Genomic DNA, 16,536 nt, shown 5'->3' on the forward strand with positions numbered 1-16,536 from the left:
GCGGCCAGGCCGGCGACAACATCGGCTGCCTGTTGCGGGGCGTGGACCGCAAAGAGATCGAGCGGGGCCAGGTGCTGGCCAAGCCCGGCAGCATCAAGCCGCACACGAAATTCAACGCTGAAGTATATGTCCTGACCAAAGAAGAAGGCGGGCGGCACACCCCGTTTTTCAACGGCTATCGTCCCCAGTTCTACTTCCGTACCACCGACGTGACCGGCGTGGCGCACCTGCCCGAAGGTGTCGAGATGGTAATGCCCGGGGACAACGTCAAGATCTCCATTGACCTGATCACCCCGATCGCCATCGAAGAAGGACTGCGCTTCGCCATCCGTGAAGGCGGCCGCACCGTGGGCGCAGGCGTTGTAACAGGCGTCAGGGAATAAGCAATCCGGTAAGTGAACGTGTGACAGACGTGAATGCATTGCCTTATAAATTTTAGACCCCAAAGGAATGCAGCATATACCCACGTCTCACGACCCACGACCATTAGATGTCCAAGTGCGGCGCTGACGCGCCGTTGTGCGATTGAAATCGCACCTACATCAGCTGGTATTTTCATGATACGTGACGCCGCAATAGCGGCGTGGGCAACTACACAGCTGTTCACTGCATACAGCAATACCCAAAAAATGTAGGTGCGAATTCATTCGCCCAATTCTTAGACCCAAGAGAAGTGCAGTATACAATACGCCCTACGCCCTATGGCCTACGTCCGACCCTTAAGGACTGCAGTATAAGATTACGCCTTACGCCTGACCATGAAGGAATGCAGTATATACTCACGTCCCACGTCTCACGACTCACGACTCAACTCGCCTCCCATCGGGTGGTATAAAAAGGCAGGAAGTTTGTTAAAATAAAACTATACCTGCAATACCTACCCTTACTATTCAATTCCCGTACAGGGAAACTATTGACATCCATATTTAATTGTGTTAAATTTGATAAGGTATTCACAAAAAAGGCATATAAATTTTTTTTTTGGTTTTGGGGGAGGTGGCATCGTTGAGAGTAGGTGTTACATTGGCCTGCAGCGAGTGCAAACGTCGCAATTACACAACCGCGAAAAATAAGAAAAATGACCCTAACCGTATCGAAATGAAAAAATACTGCAAGTTCTGCCAAACCCATACCCTGCACAAGGAGACCAGGTAACAACATGACAAGCCGCTTTCCACGGGGATGAACAACGCAGGTATAGCTCGTGTTGGGACATTTTTTAAAAAAAATAAGGACGTGGCAAAAATGGCTGTTACGAAGAAGCAGGACAGCAGCAATAAAAAGGATCAGGCAAAAAAAGACACAGTTAAGCGGGATGGTCTGGACAGAAAGGATACATCCGGGAAGGATATAGCCAAAAGAGATATCGTCTTGAACAAAGAAAAAAAAGAGATCGCCAAAAAAGAGCCTCCCGCCAAGAAAGACTTGCCGGCTAAAAAGGAGCAGGTCAATCGCCTCGAGCAGGTGCAGAAGTTTTTTAAGGGAACGCTTAACGAGCTCAAAAAGGTGCACTGGCCTAATCGCCGGGAGATAATCATATACACCTCAGTTGTTGTAGTAGCAGTTGTGGCAGTTGGAGTCCTGATCTGGCTCTTCGACTCAGCATTGAGTTTTGTGCTCAATTTTCTTCTTTAAAGATATTATCTGCTGAGGGGGTGAGGGACCTAACATTACCAAATGGGTCCCTTGTATTTTATGGAGAAGTTGTGGTATGTTGTTCATACCTATTCCGGCTATGAGAACAAAGTAAAAGCCAACCTTGAAAAGCGTATTGAGTCCATGAATATGGAGGAAAAAATCTTTCGTATTCTGGTCCCGATGGAAGACGAAATTGAAATGAAGGACGGCAAGAAAAAGATCTCCAAGCGTAAGATCTTCCCTGGCTATGTCCTTGTGGAAATGTTTATGACCGATGACTCCTGGTATGTTGTCCGTAATACTCCCGGTGTTACCGGCTTTGTCGGCTCCGGCTCGAAGCCGATCCCGCTGGACGAGGGTGAGGCCAGGCAGATTATCCGGCAGTTGGGCGGGGAGGAAATCCGGACCCGCGTTAATTTCAGCATGGGTGAGAACGTCCGCGTGATTAGCGGTCCGTTTGAGAACTTTATCGGCGCAATTGACGATATCAACGTGGAGAAGGCTAAAATACGTGTTATCATATCCATGTTTGGCCGTGAAACCCCGATTGAACTCGACTTCACCCAGGTAGAAAAAATCTCCTAAAAGCAAACTCAAGACACCCGGCAATGCAGGTGCGAATTCATTCGCACAAATCTTTGGCCCCAAAGGAATACGGTATACAATACGCTTTACGCCTTATGCCCGACCTTGGGGAATACAGCATAAAATACGCCTTACGCCCTACGGCTTACGACGTACCGGGGTAATGCAGTATTTTATCATGAACATATAGCATAGCTTACAAGGAATGCATGCATACCTACGACTCACGTCCCACGTCTCACGACTCACGTTTTTCGAAAGGAGGTGTGACAGCTAATGGCAAAAAGAGTATCAGCCATCGTCAAGCTTCAGGTTCCGGCAGGAAAAGCGACTCCAGCTCCTCCGGTGGGTCCGGCTCTGGGCCAGCATGGGGTTAATATTATGGCTTTTGTCAAGGAATACAATGAGCGCACTGCCGCTCAGGCTGGCCTGATTATCCCGGTGGAAATCACCGTTTATGAAGACCGTTCCTTTACCTTTGTCACCAAAACCCCGCCTGCCGCGGTACTGCTCAAGAAAGCAGCAGGTCTGGAAACTGCGTCCGGGGAACCCAACAAGAAAAAGGTAGCCAAGCTTCCCCGCGCCAAGGTGCGCGAAATTGCCGAGCTCAAAATGCCCGATCTGAATGCGGCCGATATTGAAGCTGCAATGAGGATGGTTGAGGGCACAGCCCGCAGTATGGGTATTGACATCATTGAGGGATAATAAGGTGGGAGGAAGCGTTTCCGTTAACACCACAAGGAGGTTGGAAGCATGCCGAAACACGGCAAGAAGTATACGGAAGCCGCCAAGCAGCTTGACCCCAGCGTTGTTTATGAAGCTGCTGAGGCGCTCGCTTTGGTAAAGAAAATAGCTCCAGGTAAATTTGACGAAACCGTTGAAGTAGCCGTAAGGCTGGGAGTCGATCCCCGTCACGCCGACCAGCAGGTGAGGGGCGCTGTTGTACTGCCTCACGGCACTGGTAAGACCAGGACTGTGCTGGTATTTGCCAAGGGTGATAAAGCTAAGGAAGCTGAAGATGCCGGCGCTGACTTTGTCGGAGCCGAGGACATGGTGGCCAAAATTCAGCAAGAGGGTTGGCTGGGGTTCGATGTGGCCATCGCTACCCCCGATATGATGGGTAACGTCGGTAAATTGGGACGGATCCTGGGTCCCCGCGGCCTGATGCCCAACCCCAAGACCGGCACGGTTACTTTTGATATAGTAAGGGCGGTACAGGAAGTCAAGGCGGGGAAAATTGAATACCGGGTAGATAAAGCCGGCAACATTCACGCCCCCATCGGCAAGGTTTCCTTTGACACGGATAAGCTGCTGGAAAACCTGCGCACCTTGATTGACACCCTGATCCGCGCCAAGCCTGCCGCCGCCAAAGGACAGTACCTCAAAGGCATTTCGGTATCGTCTACAATGGGACCCGGCGTGAAGGTTAATACCCAGAAAATAACCGCTTAAAGCGTGCCCAATATAAATTACAACATAAAAGCTGTAGACCGCTGGTGCTTAGCATAATGGCTCACCGCCGCCAGCCGAGGCCTGAACTACCTTGTGTTTGTAAAAACGAGGGGCCTCTGTGTCTATAGAGGCCCGTTTTAGTTGACGCAGACTTATAGGGTATTGGCACGGTATTGCTTACTGGTCAGGCGCAGTCTTATACTGCATTTCTCATTGGTCAGGCGTAGGCTCATACTGCATCCCTTGTTGGTCAGGCGTAAGCCGTAGGAAAACTGGCAGGATCTAAGATTGAGTTAATGTAGGTGCGAATTCATTCGCACAAGACCCCAAAGAAATGCAGAATATACCTACGCCCTATGCCCTATGCCCTACGCCTTACGACTTTTCGAAAGGAGGTGTTTTTAGAAAAGTGCCTATTAGCAAAGCTGAAAAGGAAGTCATCATTGAAGAGTTAAAGGAAAAATTTGACAGTGCCAAGGTTGCCATCCTGGCGGACTACCGCGGGTTGAACGTGGCTGAAGCGACACGCCTTCGCCGCCGCCTGCGTGAAGCCGGCTGTGAATTTAAAGTGGCCAAAAACACTCTGGTGGGTCTGGTGGTGAAAAAACAGGGACTGGATGCCCTGGAGCCATTTCTGGAAGGTCCGGTTGGGATTGCCTTCAGCAGTGACCCGGTTGCCCCCGCCAAAGTGTTGGCAGATTTTATCCGTGAAGCCAAAAAGATGGAGATCAAGGCTGGAGTGCTGGATGGTAAGGTGATTGACGCCAAGGCTGTCAAGGAACTGGCCGACCTGCCCTCGCGGGAAGTGCTTCTGGCCAAGGTGCTGGGCAGTATGCAAGCCCCGCTCTACGGTTTTGCAGGAGTCCTGCAGGGGACCTTGCGCAATTTCGTCTATGCCCTGGAAGCTGTTCGCAAGCAGCGGGCCGGCGAAGCGTAGCATGAACATATACATTAAAATTTCAGGAGGTTTACAAAAATATGTCTAAAGTCCAAGAGATTCTCGAAGCCGTTAAGGGTATGACCGTTCTGGAACTGGCCGAACTGGTCAAAGCTTTTGAAGAGGAATTCGGCGTAAGCGCCGCCGCCCCCGTGGCCGTGGCCGCCGCCCCGGGCGCTGCCGCCGCGCCGGCAGCGGTAGAAGAACAGACCGAATTTGACGTCATTCTCACCGCCGTAGGCGACAAGAAGGTCAACGTGATCAAGGTTGTCCGGGAAATTACCGCCCTTGGTTTGAAAGAAGCCAAAGATCTGGTTGACGGCGCACCCAAGCCGGTTAAAGAAAAAATCTCCAAGGAAGAAGCCGAAGCTATCAAGGCCAAACTTACCGACGTGGGCGCATCCGTGGATATTAAATAAGAATTCAGAGACGGCCGGACTGCTGATTGGAGCCGTCCGGCCGGTATTTTTCCCCGGACAGGCCTCGCCTCTGCAGGCTGCAGCCGGCCAGGGCGTCTCGGTAGCCTCGCTGCTGTAACGTTTCTGGTTGCCTAACAAATGGAGGTGCGAATTCATTCGCACACCCCGCTTAAAATCCCACCAAAATTTTATAATTTCTCCAATATATCTTTTGACAATTCAGGCTTAATGTGCTATCATTATAAAATGTCACCACGGTACGGTTATACTTTTTGTTACTTATACATGGAATTAAATGTATTACCAGGTTGTATCCTGGAAATAATATTTTAGATAGTCATAATGTATCAAAAGCGAGGTATTGTCAGATTACAAAGCCTTGCTTTTGCATTGTCTGGATTAGTAAACATAAGTTTATCCTGTCCATAAATATACGGGGGTGTGGTGCGCGCGATGGCTTATGCGGAAAAAGTCGGGCCCGGGGTACGCTATAGCTTTGGCAAATTGAAGGAAGTGCTGGAGCTTCCCAACCTGATTGAGGTCCAGCGCAATTCTTACAGCTGGTTTTTGAAGGAGGGCCTGCGGGAGGTTTTTCAGGACATTTCCCCGATCCAGGACTTTACCGGAAACCTGGTTTTGGAATTCCTGGACTACACCCTGGGTGAGCCTAAATACTCTGTGGAGGAATGCAAGGAAAGAGACGTAACCTACGCTGCTCCCCTGCGGGTCAAAGTCAGGCTGATCAACAAGGAAACAGGGGAGGTCAAGGAGCAGGAAGTTTTCATGGGGGATTTTCCCCTGATGACTGAAAAGGGCACCTTTATCATTAACGGGGCGGAAAGAGTTATCGTGAGCCAGTTGGTCCGCTCTCCCGGTGTGTATTACGCCGAGTCCATCGACCCCAGCGGCAAGAAGCTGTTTACCGCCACTATTATACCCAACCGCGGCGCCTGGTTGGAGTTTGAGACAGACGTGAACGACCACATTTTTGTAAGGATCGACCGTACCAGGAAGGTCCCTGCCACGGTCCTGATCCGGGCCTTGGGCTACAGTTCCAACGTCATGATTACAGAGTTGTTCGACGGGGACAATAACATCCAGGAGACGCTTTCCAGGGACAACACCGACACCGAGGAAGAAGCCCTGGTAGAAATCTACAAGCGCCTCCGGCCCGGGGAGCCTCCCACCGTGGACAGCGCCCGTTCCCTGTTGTCCGCCCTATTTTTCGACCCCAAACGTTACGACCTGGCCAACGTAGGCCGTTATAAACTACAGAAGAAATTAAAGCACGGCATACTTTACCGTTACGGTGAAAACGCCGATGGGGAAACCGAGTATGACGAGTTTTTAAAGAAAGAAGTTCCCAAGGACCGCGACTTCATCAGGGAACTGACCAGGGAAGATATCATAGAAGCCGTGCGCTACCTTTTAGGGCTCATGAACGGCGAGGGTAAAGTCGACGATATCGACCACCTGGGCAACCGCAGGCTGCGCTCTGTCGGCGAGCTGCTGCAGAACCAGTTCCGCATCGGCCTGTCGAGGATGGAACGGGTGGTCAGAGAAAGGATGACCATCCAGGACGTGGACGTGATCACTCCCCAGGTGCTGATCAACATCCGCCCGGTAGTAGCCGCGATCAAAGAATTTTTCGGCTCCAGCCAGCTGTCCCAGTTCATGGACCAGACCAACCCGCTGGCCGAGCTTACTCATAAACGCCGCCTCTCCGCGCTGGGCCCGGGCGGGCTCTCCCGTGAAAGGGCCGGCTTTGAGGTCAGGGACGTGCACCATTCTCACTATGGCAGGATGTGCCCGATCGAGACCCCTGAAGGTCCCAACATCGGGTTGATCGGCTCGCTCAGCACGTACGCGCGCATCAACTCATTTGGTTTTATTGAGACTCCGTACCGCAAGGTCGACAAGGAAAACAAGAAAGTCACCGACGAGATCCACTACCTCACTGCAGACGAAGAGGAAGGCATCGTGATTGCCCAGGCCAACGCCCTCCTGGACGAGGACGGCTGGTTTATCGGCAACCGGGTCAACGCCCGCAACCCGGATATCGTAGTTGTCCCTCCCGACAGGGTCGACTATATGGACGTTTCACCCAAACAAGTCTTTTCCATCGCCACGGCGCTGATCCCCTTCCTGGAGCACGACGACGCCAACCGGGCCCTGATGGGCGCCAACATGCAGCGGCAGGCCGTGCCTCTACTGAAAGCACAGGCGCCCCTGGTCGGCACCGGGGTGGAGTACAAGGCCGCCCGTGATTCCGGGGTCGTGGTCATTGCCAAGAATAGCGGCATAGTGGAAAGGGTAACTGCCAACGATATCGAAATCAGGACGCAAAGCGGCGCGCTTGACCGCTACAAACTTTTAAAATTTACCCGTTCCAACCAGGGTACCTGCATCAACCAGAAGCCGATTGTGCGGCGGAACCAGCAGGTGGAAGCAGGCCAGATTATCGCCGACGGTCCATCCACAGAGTACGGCGAGCTGGCCCTGGGCCGCAATATCCTGGTGGCGTTCATGCCCTGGGAGGGCTACAACTATGAGGACGCCATCCTGGTCAGCGAGAAGGCAGTTAAAGAAGATTTTTTCACTTCCATTCATATAGAGGAATACGAGTGCGACGCCCGCGATACCAAACTGGGTCCCGAGGAAATCACCAGGGACATCCCGAACGTGGGTGAGGAAATTCTAAAAGACCTGGATGACCGGGGCATCATCAGGCCCGGCGCCGAAGTCAGGCCCGGCGACATCCTGGTCGGCAAGGTTACCCCTAAGGGAGAGACGGAACTGACCGCGGAAGAGCGGCTCCTGCGGGCCATCTTCGGCGAAAAAGCCAGGGAAGTGCGCGATACCTCCCTGCGGGTGCCGCACGGCGAGGCCGGGAAAATAGTTGACGTCAAGGTATTCTCACGTGACAACGGGGATGAACTCCCCCCCGGAGTGAACCAGCTGGTGCGGGTCTATATCGCCCAGAAAAGAAAAATATCGGAAGGGGATAAAATGGCCGGCCGGCACGGCAACAAGGGCGTCATCGCCCGCATCCTGCCGGAAGAGGATATGCCCTTTATGCCGGACGGGACTCCGATCGAGATCGTTTTAAATCCGCTGGGCGTTCCGTCACGGATGAACATTGGACAGGTCCTGGAGACTCACCTTGGCTGGGCGGCCAAGACTTTGGGCTATCACATCGCTACGCCGGTCTTTAACGGAGCTTCTGAAAAGGACATTCAGGAATTCTTCAAAAAAGCGGATCTCCCCGAAAACGGCAAAATGACCCTGTTTGACGGGCGCACGGGGCAGCCTTTTGACAATCCGGTCACGGTTGGCTATGTATATATGCTGAAGCTTGCCCACCTGGTGGACGACAAAATTCACGCCCGTTCCACCGGGCCATACTCCCTGGTCACCCAGCAGCCCCTGGGCGGCAAGGCCCAGTTCGGCGGACAGCGCTTTGGAGAAATGGAAGTGTGGGCGCTGGAAGCCTATGGTTCGGCCTACACCCTGCAGGAAATCCTCACCGTCAAATCGGACGACGTGGTCGGGCGGGTCAAAACCTACGAAGCCATCGTCAAGGGAGAAAACGTGCCGGAACCGGGTGTCCCGGAGTCCTTTAAAGTGTTGATCAAGGAACTCCAGAGCCTGGGGCTGGACGTCAAGGTCCTCTCCGAAGAAAACAAGGAAATAGAGATTAAAGAAGTAGAAGAAGATATCACCGAGACCGCCAAGGAACTTGGCATAGATATCCAGTCGGACGATACCCCAGTGGATGAACAGGAAGAAGAAGGCGAAGCCGATACCGATACTGAAATCTCCGAGGACGACGAGTTCAACGAGGACTTCCTGAACGAAGATTTTGATCTCGACGAAGACCTGGATTAAATAGACGTGAGACGCGGGACGTGAGAAAAAGACCCACGACCCGCGCCCCAAAATGCAGGTGCGAATTCATTCGCAATGCCCTAAAGATATGCAGTAGTAATCCCTTAAACTGCTACGCAGTTTTTGTGCGATTGAAATCGCACCTGCATTTTAGTAAGTATCATGGTTTTCGGCCCAAAAGGAATGCAGGATATACCGATGTCCGACGTCTAACGACCGACGACTGAAAAGGAGGCGTCCTTTTTGATAGATTTAAACCACTTTGAACGGATCCGGATTGGCCTTGCCTCTCCCGAACAAATCACTGCCTGGTCCAGCGGCGAGGTCAAAAAGCCCGAGACTATCAACTATCGTACGCTCAAGCCCGAAAGAGACGGGCTATTCTGCGAGCGCATTTTCGGACCCACGCGGGACTGGGAATGCCATTGCGGCAAGTATAAGCGGGTCCGCTATAAAGGGGTCATCTGTGACCGGTGCGGTGTAGAGGTGACCCGCTCCAAGGTCCGCCGCGAGAGGCTCGGCCACATTGAACTGGCGGCTCCGGTGTCACATATTTGGTACTTCAAGGGCATTCCCAGCCGCATGGGGCTGCTGTTGGATATGTCCCCGCGGGCGCTGGAAAAGGTCCTCTACTTTGTTTCCTATATAGTAACAGACCCCGGTGAAACCGGAATGATTAAAAAACAGCTCCTGACCGAGTCCGAGTACCGCGAAAACCGGGAAAAATACGGCGCGGCCTTTAAAGCCGGCATGGGCGCCGAGGCTGTTAAGAAGCTCCTGGAGGAAATCAACCTGGAGGAGCTGGCCTACGAACTGCGCCATGAACTCAAAGAGGTCACGGGACAGCGCAGGATTCGGGCGATCCGCCGCCTGGAGGTGGTCGAAGCCTTCCGCAAATCGGGCAACCGGCCGGAGTGGATGGTCCTGGACGTGGTCCCGGTCATTCCACCGGAACTGCGCCCCATGGTGCAGCTGGACGGCGGCCGTTTTGCCACCTCAGACTTAAACGACCTCTACCGCCGTGTGATCAACCGCAACAACCGCTTAAAGAGGCTTTTGGACCTCGGCGCGCCGGATATTATCGTGCGCAACGAAAAGAGGATGCTGCAGGAGGCGGTGGACGCTTTAATCGATAACGGCCGCCGCGGCCGCCCGGTAACGGGTCCCGGCAACCGGCCTTTGAAATCGCTCTCCGATATGCTCAAAGGCAAACAGGGCCGTTTCCGCCAGAACCTTCTCGGCAAGCGGGTCGACTACTCCGGCCGCTCGGTCATCGTGGTCGGGCCGGAACTGCACATACACCAGTGCGGCCTGCCCAAAGAAATGGCGCTGGAACTGTTCAAGCCCTTTGTTATGAAGCGCCTGGTCAATGAAGGCTTCGCCCACAACATCAAAAGCGCCAAGAGAATGGTTGAGCGGGTGCGGCCCGAGGTCTGGGACGTCCTTGAAGAAGTCATTTACGAGCACCCGGTGCTGTTAAACCGCGCTCCCACCCTGCACCGCCTGGGCATTCAGGCCTTTGAGCCGGTGCTGGTAGAAGGCAAGGCCATCCAGATTCACCCGATGGTCTGTACCGCTTACAACGCCGACTTCGACGGTGACCAGATGGCGGTGCACGTGCCCCTGTCGGCCGAGGCGCAGTCCGAAGCCAGGCTTTTGATGCTGTCGGCCAACAACATCTTGAACCCCAAGGACGGGAAGCCGGTTGCGGTTCCAACCCAGGACATGGTGCTGGGAAGCTACTACCTGACCATGGAGCGGGAGAATGATTTGGGCGAGGGCATGTGTTTTAAAAGCAGTGACGAGGCCGTGATGGCCTATGAAAATAAATGCGTCTCTCTGCACGCCAAAATCAAGGTCCGCCTCGACGGGCTGGGCCTGATGGAAACCACGGTGGGCAGGGTGATATTTAATGAAGTAATTCCCAGGGAACTGGGCTTTATCAACCAGGTGGCGGAGAAAAAGGTCTTAAGCAGGATCGTCGACGACTGCTACCGCAAGCTGGGTTTCTCGGAAACCACCCAGCTCCTGGACGGGATCAAGAAGCTGGGCTTCACCTATGCCACCAGGGCCGGTGTCACCATTGGCATCCAGGACATCACTATTCCCGAGGCTAAAAAAGAAATTCTCAAAGAGGCCGAGCAGACTGTTGAAAAAGTGGAAACGCAGTACCGGCGCGGCTTGATTACCGACGACGAGCGCTACCGCACCGTGATCGGGATCTGGAACGAAGCCACCAGAAACGTGACCAACGCCTTGATTACGACCCTTGCCCGGTTCAACCCGGTCTACATGATGGCCAACTCCGGGGCTCGCGGCAACATCCAGCAGATCCGCCAGCTGGCCGGCATGCGCGGCCTGATGGCCGACCCCTCCGGGCGGATTATCGACCTGCCCATTAAGGCCAACTTCCGGGAAGGCTTGACCGTACTGGAGTACTTTATCTCCACGCACGGCGCCAGGAAAGGTCTGGCCGATACAGCGCTGCGGACCGCCGACTCCGGATATCTCACCCGCCGGCTGGTGGACGTGGCCCAGGACGTAATCGTCCGCGAGGTCGATTGCGGCACCACCCAGGGCATCGAGGTAATGGAAATCAAGGACGGCACAGAGGTTATTGAAAAGGTGGAGGACAGGTTTATCGGACGGGTGGCGCTTGAAGATATCAAGCATCCCGAAACCGGTGAAGTACTGGCCCAAGCCGACACGGAAATCACTGAAGAACAGGCGCAGAGGATCCTGGCGGCCGGCATCAAAAAAGTTAAAATCCGCTCGGTTTTAACCTGCCGGACCCGTTTTGGGGTCTGCATCAAGTGCTACGGCCGCAACCTGGCCACCGGCCGCAAGGTGGATATAGGGGAGGCGGTGGGCATCATTGCCGCCCAGAGCATCGGCGAGCCGGGCACCCAGTTGACCATGCGCACCTTCCATACCGGCGGTGTGGCCGGGGACGATATCACCCAGGGTCTGCCGCGTGTAGAGGAGTTGTTTGAAGCCCGCCGGCCCAAGGGCCAGTCCATTGTAGCCGAGACCGACGGTGTAATTGCCGTGCGTGAAGTCAAGGGCCGCCGGGAAATTGAGGTCACCGGCGATGACGGCGAAAAGACCGTCTACCAGGTGCCCTACGGCGCCCGTCTCAAAGTAAGGGACAACGAGCATGTATATGCCGGTGATGAACTTACCGAGGGTTCCGTCAACCCGCACGATCTATTAAAAATCAAAGGCGTGCAGGGGGTGCAGGTTTATCTGCTCCAGGAAGTGCAGCGGGTGTACCGCCTGCAGGGCGTGGATATCAACGATAAGCATATCGAAGTAATGATCCGTCAGATGCTGCGCAAGGTGAAAATAGAAGAGCCCGGCGACACCGACCTTTTGCCCGGCGGGCTGATCGATATCTTCGAGTTCGAGGAAGAGAACAACAAGGCTCTGGCCAACGGAGGAGAAGCCGCAACGGCCAAGCCGGTGCTTCTGGGTATCACCAAGGCCTCCCTGGCCACAGACTCATTCCTGTCGGCGGCCTCCTTCCAGGAAACCACGCGGGTGCTGACCGAGGCGGCCATCAAGGGCAAGACGGACCCGCTTTTGGGCTTGAAGGAAAACGTGATTATCGGCAAGCTTGTCCCCGCCGGGACCGGCATGTCGCGCTACCGCAATATCAGCGTCAACGTGGATGAGGATACGGTCGACCTGGACGAAGAGGACACCCTGCCGGAAGCCGGCGACGCCCTCTACCTGGAGACCCCGCTCTAAAAGAAAGCAGTTTGGAAGCAGGGGGACGGTTCTTTTGCTTCCTTCCTCCCCGGAGGAAGGAAGCAAAAGAACCGTCCCCCTGCTTCCCGCCCCCTTACCTGCGGAAGGAATTATTGACAATGGCTCCATCAAGTGATAAGATATTTGAGTGTGTCTGGACTGTGGGAGGTGTAAGCCGGCATGGCTTACAAGAGGCTGATGGCAGCCAAGAAAAGAACGGTCGGTTCCAAAGAGACCCTGAAAGCCATTGAAAAAGGTCGCGCCAAGGTGGTTTACGTAGCCCAGGGCGCGGATCGGCATGTCATCGAACCTATTATACAGGCAAGTACCGCCAAAGGTATTCCGGTGATCGAGGTAGATTCCATGCTGGCGCTGGGCAAGGCCTGTCACATTGAGGTGGGCTGCGCTTCGGCAGCCGTAGTTGAGGAATAATAGTATTTTTCCTATACTTTAGCAGCAAGAAAGGAGGTGCATCGATATGCCAACCATCAGCCAACTGATCCGCAACGGTCGTCAAGAAACTACGAAAAAATCCACGGCTCCGGCCCTGAAGGAGTGTCCGCAAAAGAGGGGTGTCTGCACCAGGGTTTACACTACCACCCCTAAAAAGCCGAACTCCGCTCTGCGTAAAGTAGCACGTGTCAGACTCACCCACGGTGTTGAGGTTACCTCCTACATTCCCGGTATTGGACACAACCTGCAGGAGCACTCGGTCGTTTTGGTAAGAGGCGGCAGGGTCAAGGATATACCTGGCGTCAGGTATCACATCGTGCGCGGCGCCCTGGATTCCGCGGGAGTGCAGAACAGGAACAAGGCTCGCTCCAAATACGGCGCCAAGAGGCCCAAAAAGTAAAATTTATTATAGATACTTAAATTTTACGGCAAAGGGGGGAAAAATATGCCTAGAAGAGGCGCGGCTCCAAAAATAGAAGTTTTACCGGACCCCGTTTACCGGAGCAAGGTTTTGACCAAGTTGATCAACCAGGTAATGCTGGACGGCAAGAAAAGCCTGGCTGAACAAATAGTCTACGGCGCGCTGGACATCGTCCAGGAAAAGACCGGCAAGAGCGGGCTGGAAGTATTTGAAACAGCGATGAAAAACGTCATGCCGGTGCTCGAGGTGAAGGCCCGCCGTGTAGGTGGCGCCAACTACCAGGTCCCGATCGAAGTTCGCCATGACCGCAGGCAGACACTGGGTATCCGGTGGCTGACCAAATATGCCCGTGAGCATGCCGGACATACTATGGAGGAGAGACTCGCCGGCGAAATCATGGACGCGGCGGCCGGTACGGGCGGTTCTGTTAAGAAGAGAGAAGACACGCATAAAATGGCGGAAGCCAACAAGGCATTTGCGCACTACAGGTGGTAAAGGAGGGTTCTTCGTGGCGCGTCATTTTCCATTAGACAAAATAAGAAACATTGGCATCATGGCCCATATCGACGCCGGCAAGACCACCACCACCGAACGTATACTGTTTTATACAGGTAGGGTGCATAAGATTGGGGAAGTTCACGACGGGGCAGCGACCATGGACTGGATGGTTCAGGAACAGGAGCGGGGGATTACCATTACGTCCGCCGCTACCAGCTGCCAATGGCGTGATAGCCAGATTAATATCATCGACACGCCAGGGCACGTGGACTTCACTGTTGAAGTGGAGCGCTCCCTGCGTGTGCTTGATGGCGCGGTTGCCGTTTTTTGCTCGGTTGGAGGTGTTGAGCCGCAGTCGGAAACGGTATGGCGGCAGGCTGACAAGTATGGTGTCCCGCGTATCGCCTATATTAATAAAATGGACCGCGTCGGGGCTGATTTTTATCGGGGCGTGAAGATGATCAAGGAGCGTCTGGGAGCCAACCCGACGCCTCTGCAGATACCCATCGGGTCGGAGGACAACTTCCGGGGAGTCATCGACCTAATCAGGAATAGGGCTATCATATACACGGACGACCTTGGCACTTGCCGTGAAGAGACCGATATCCCGCAGGATATGGCTGAAGAAGCCAAAGCCATGCGGGACAGTCTGATTGAGGCGGTAGCCGAGTTGGATGAAGACCTGATGCTGAAATACCTCAATAACGAGGAAATCACAGAAGCAGAAATCATGAAGGGCCTGCGCAAGGCGACCCTGGCGGTAAAACTGATTCCGGTATTATGCGGCTCCGCCTTTAAAAACAAAGGAGTGCAGCCGCTTTTAGACGCGATTGTGGATTACCTGCCCGCGCCGACCGACATACCGCCCATCCGGGGCACAAACCCTAAAAACGGCGGAGAGGAAGAGCGCGCGGCCAGGGACGATGAGCCATTCGCAGCCCTGGCCTTTAAGATTGCAGTTGACCCCTATGTGGGCAAGCTGACCTTCTTTCGGGTCTACTCCGGCCAGTTAAAGACCGGCTCATACGTTTTCAACTCAGTTAAGGGGCGCAAGGAGAGGATCGGCCGCATCTTGAGGATGCACGCCAACCACCGTGAAGATATCGACGAGGTTTTTGCCGGCGATATCGTGGCGGCCGTGGGCTTGAAGTCGACCGGCACCGGCGACACCCTGTGCGAGGAAAAGAGCCAGGTGATCCTGGAGGCTATGGATTTTCCGGAGCCGGTAATCCAGGTGGCCATCGAGCCAAAGACCAAGCTGGACCAGGAGAAAATGGGCATTGCCCTGCAGAAGCTGGCGGAAGAGGACCCCACTTTCAGGGTTAACACCGATGTCGAGACCGGCCAGACGCTGATCAACGGCATGGGCGAGCTGCACCTGGAAATTATCGTGGACAGGATGCTCAGGGAATTCAAGGTGGAGGCCAACGTCGGGCGGCCGCAGGTGGCTTACAAGGAAACCATACGCAAAAAGGTTAAAGCCGAGGGCAAGTTTATTCGCCAGTCCGGCGGCCGCGGCCAGTACGGTCACGTGGCGCTGGAAATTGAACCAAGGGAGCCTGGGGAAGGCTACCTTTTCACCAATAAAATTATCGGCGGCGTCGTACCCAGGGAATACATCCCGGCGGTCGACGCGGGAATCAGGGAAGCCATGGAAAACGGTGTCCTGGCGGGCTTTCCGGTTGTCGACGTGGGAGTTACCCTGCTGGACGGTTCCTACCACGATGTCGACTCCTCGGAAATGGCCTTTAAGATTGCCGGTTCAATGGGCTTCAAGAGCGCTGCCGGCAAGGCCGGAGCGGTCCTGTTAGAGCCGGTCATGAAGGTTGAAGTGACGGTGAACGACGAGTACATGGGCGACGTTATCGGTGACCTGAACTCGCGGCGGGGCCGCATTGAGGAAATGGAACCCCGCAACGGGGCCCAGATCATCCACGCCTTTGTTCCCCTGGCTGAAATGTTCGGCTACGCGACCGACCTGAGGTCACGCACCCAGGGACGGGGTGTCTACTCAATGCAGTTCAGCCACTACGCCCAAACGCCGGATAATATAGCTGAAGGAATTATTGCCAGGAGACAGGGGCACGCTATTGGTAATAATTAGCGGCTCCTTCCGGCTAAAAACAGTAACAAGTTTAGAATCTCAAGGAGGTTTAAAAGACCAATGGCAAAGCAAAAGTACGAACGTACCAAACCCCACGTTAATATCGGAACCATCGGCCACGTAGACCACGGCAAGACCACACTTACCGCCGCCATCACCATGGTGCTGTCAACCGTAGGCGGCGCGTCAGTCAAAAAGTACGATGAAATCGACAACGCTCCGGAAGAGCGCGCCCGTGGCATCACGATCAACACCGCCCACGTAGAATACGAAACAGAAAAACGGCACTATGCCCACGTTGACTGCCCGGGCCACGCCGACTACATCAAGAACATGATCACCGGCGCCGCCCAGATGGACGGATCGATCCTGGTCGTATCCGCCGCTGACG

At 54.3% G+C, this 16,536-nt stretch carries 14 protein-coding genes, 1 pseudogene and 1 other annotated feature; all 15 genes and pseudogenes read left to right on the plus strand.

Annotated elements, in window-relative coordinates; translation table 11 throughout:
- A pseudogene (gene tuf, locus Psfp_RS19225) lies at positions 1-383 on the plus strand (elongation factor Tu); the annotation flags it as partial.
- A gap of 622 nt (positions 384-1,005) precedes the next feature.
- Positions 1,006-1,155, plus strand: coding sequence for a 50S ribosomal protein L33 (gene rpmG / locus Psfp_RS19230; protein ID WP_134220138.1), 150 nt, complete (start codon positions 1,006-1,008; stop codon positions 1,153-1,155).
- 90 nt (positions 1,156-1,245) lie between these two features.
- Positions 1,246-1,635, plus strand: coding sequence for a preprotein translocase subunit SecE (gene secE / locus Psfp_RS19235; RefSeq protein WP_134220139.1), 390 nt, complete (start codon positions 1,246-1,248; stop codon positions 1,633-1,635).
- Between the two features lie 60 nt (positions 1,636-1,695).
- Positions 1,696-2,223: a transcription termination/antitermination protein NusG gene (nusG, locus tag Psfp_RS19240; RefSeq protein ID WP_134220140.1), complete on the plus strand. Its 528-nt coding sequence runs from the start codon at positions 1,696-1,698 to the stop codon at positions 2,221-2,223.
- Positions 2,224-2,499: 276 nt separating this feature from the next.
- A complete protein-coding gene (gene rplK / locus Psfp_RS19245) occupies positions 2,500-2,928 on the plus strand; it encodes a 50S ribosomal protein L11 (protein ID WP_134220141.1) in 429 nt (142 codons plus the stop codon).
- Positions 2,929-2,976: 48 nt separating this feature from the next.
- On the plus strand, positions 2,977-3,675 hold the full coding sequence (gene rplA / locus Psfp_RS19250) for a 50S ribosomal protein L1 (RefSeq protein WP_134220142.1): 699 nt from the start codon (positions 2,977-2,979) through the stop codon (positions 3,673-3,675).
- A gap of 13 nt (positions 3,676-3,688) precedes the next feature.
- Positions 3,689-3,824: a sequence feature (ribosomal protein L10 leader region), on the plus strand.
- A gap of 260 nt (positions 3,825-4,084) precedes the next feature.
- Positions 4,085-4,612 carry a 50S ribosomal protein L10 gene (gene rplJ / locus Psfp_RS19255; RefSeq protein WP_134220143.1) on the plus strand — a complete coding sequence of 176 codons (528 nt, stop codon included), beginning with the start codon at positions 4,085-4,087 and terminating at the stop codon, positions 4,610-4,612.
- 41 nt (positions 4,613-4,653) lie between these two features.
- Positions 4,654-5,031: a 50S ribosomal protein L7/L12 gene (rplL, locus tag Psfp_RS19260; protein ID WP_134220144.1), complete on the plus strand. Its 378-nt coding sequence runs from the start codon at positions 4,654-4,656 to the stop codon at positions 5,029-5,031.
- Positions 5,032-5,484: 453 nt separating this feature from the next.
- On the plus strand, positions 5,485-8,919 hold the full coding sequence (rpoB, locus tag Psfp_RS19265) for a DNA-directed RNA polymerase subunit beta (protein WP_192895541.1): 3,435 nt from the start codon (positions 5,485-5,487) through the stop codon (positions 8,917-8,919).
- A 243-nt stretch (positions 8,920-9,162) separates the two neighbouring features.
- Positions 9,163-12,669, plus strand: a complete 3,507-nt coding sequence (gene rpoC, locus Psfp_RS19270; RefSeq protein ID WP_134220146.1) for a DNA-directed RNA polymerase subunit beta' — start codon at positions 9,163-9,165, stop codon at positions 12,667-12,669.
- A 180-nt stretch (positions 12,670-12,849) separates the two neighbouring features.
- A complete protein-coding gene (locus tag Psfp_RS19275; protein ID WP_134220147.1) occupies positions 12,850-13,101 on the plus strand; it encodes a ribosomal L7Ae/L30e/S12e/Gadd45 family protein in 252 nt (83 codons plus the stop codon).
- A 46-nt stretch (positions 13,102-13,147) separates the two neighbouring features.
- Complete coding sequence (gene rpsL, locus Psfp_RS19280) at positions 13,148-13,522, plus strand: 30S ribosomal protein S12 (protein WP_134220148.1); 375 nt, start codon at positions 13,148-13,150, stop codon at positions 13,520-13,522.
- Positions 13,523-13,567: 45 nt separating this feature from the next.
- A complete protein-coding gene (rpsG, locus tag Psfp_RS19285; protein ID WP_134220149.1) occupies positions 13,568-14,038 on the plus strand; it encodes a 30S ribosomal protein S7 in 471 nt (156 codons plus the stop codon).
- Between the two features lie 13 nt (positions 14,039-14,051).
- The gene (fusA, locus tag Psfp_RS19290) at positions 14,052-16,145 is read left to right on the plus strand and encodes an elongation factor G (RefSeq protein ID WP_134220150.1); all 2,094 of its coding nucleotides are present in this window, start codon (positions 14,052-14,054) and stop codon (positions 16,143-16,145) included.
- A gap of 60 nt (positions 16,146-16,205) precedes the next feature.
- On the plus strand, positions 16,206-16,536 hold a 331-nt coding region (locus Psfp_RS19295), incomplete at its 3' end, for a GTP-binding protein (RefSeq protein ID WP_192895508.1).

The organism is Pelotomaculum sp. FP, from assembly GCF_004369245.1.
Classification (GTDB): domain Bacteria; phylum Bacillota; class Desulfotomaculia; order Desulfotomaculales; family Pelotomaculaceae; genus Pelotomaculum_C; species Pelotomaculum_C schinkii.

What these genes read in the sequence shown, in the direction of transcription:
- Psfp_RS19275 (WP_134220147.1), top strand. Translation starts at nt 12,850, where the DNA reads ATGGCTTACAAGAGGCTGATGGCAGCCAAGAAAAGAACGGTCGGTTCC.
- rpsL (WP_134220148.1), top strand. Translation starts at nt 13,148, where the DNA reads ATGCCAACCATCAGCCAACTGATCCGCAACGGTCGTCAAGAAACTACG.
- secE (WP_134220139.1), top strand. Translation starts at nt 1,246, where the DNA reads ATGGCTGTTACGAAGAAGCAGGACAGCAGCAATAAAAAGGATCAGGCA.
- rplA (WP_134220142.1), top strand. Translation starts at nt 2,977, where the DNA reads ATGCCGAAACACGGCAAGAAGTATACGGAAGCCGCCAAGCAGCTTGAC.
- rplL (WP_134220144.1), top strand. Translation starts at nt 4,654, where the DNA reads ATGTCTAAAGTCCAAGAGATTCTCGAAGCCGTTAAGGGTATGACCGTT.
- rplK (WP_134220141.1), top strand. Translation starts at nt 2,500, where the DNA reads ATGGCAAAAAGAGTATCAGCCATCGTCAAGCTTCAGGTTCCGGCAGGA.
- rpoB (WP_192895541.1), top strand. Translation starts at nt 5,485, where the DNA reads ATGGCTTATGCGGAAAAAGTCGGGCCCGGGGTACGCTATAGCTTTGGC.
- nusG (WP_134220140.1), top strand. Translation starts at nt 1,696, where the DNA reads ATGGAGAAGTTGTGGTATGTTGTTCATACCTATTCCGGCTATGAGAAC.
- rpsG (WP_134220149.1), top strand. Translation starts at nt 13,568, where the DNA reads ATGCCTAGAAGAGGCGCGGCTCCAAAAATAGAAGTTTTACCGGACCCC.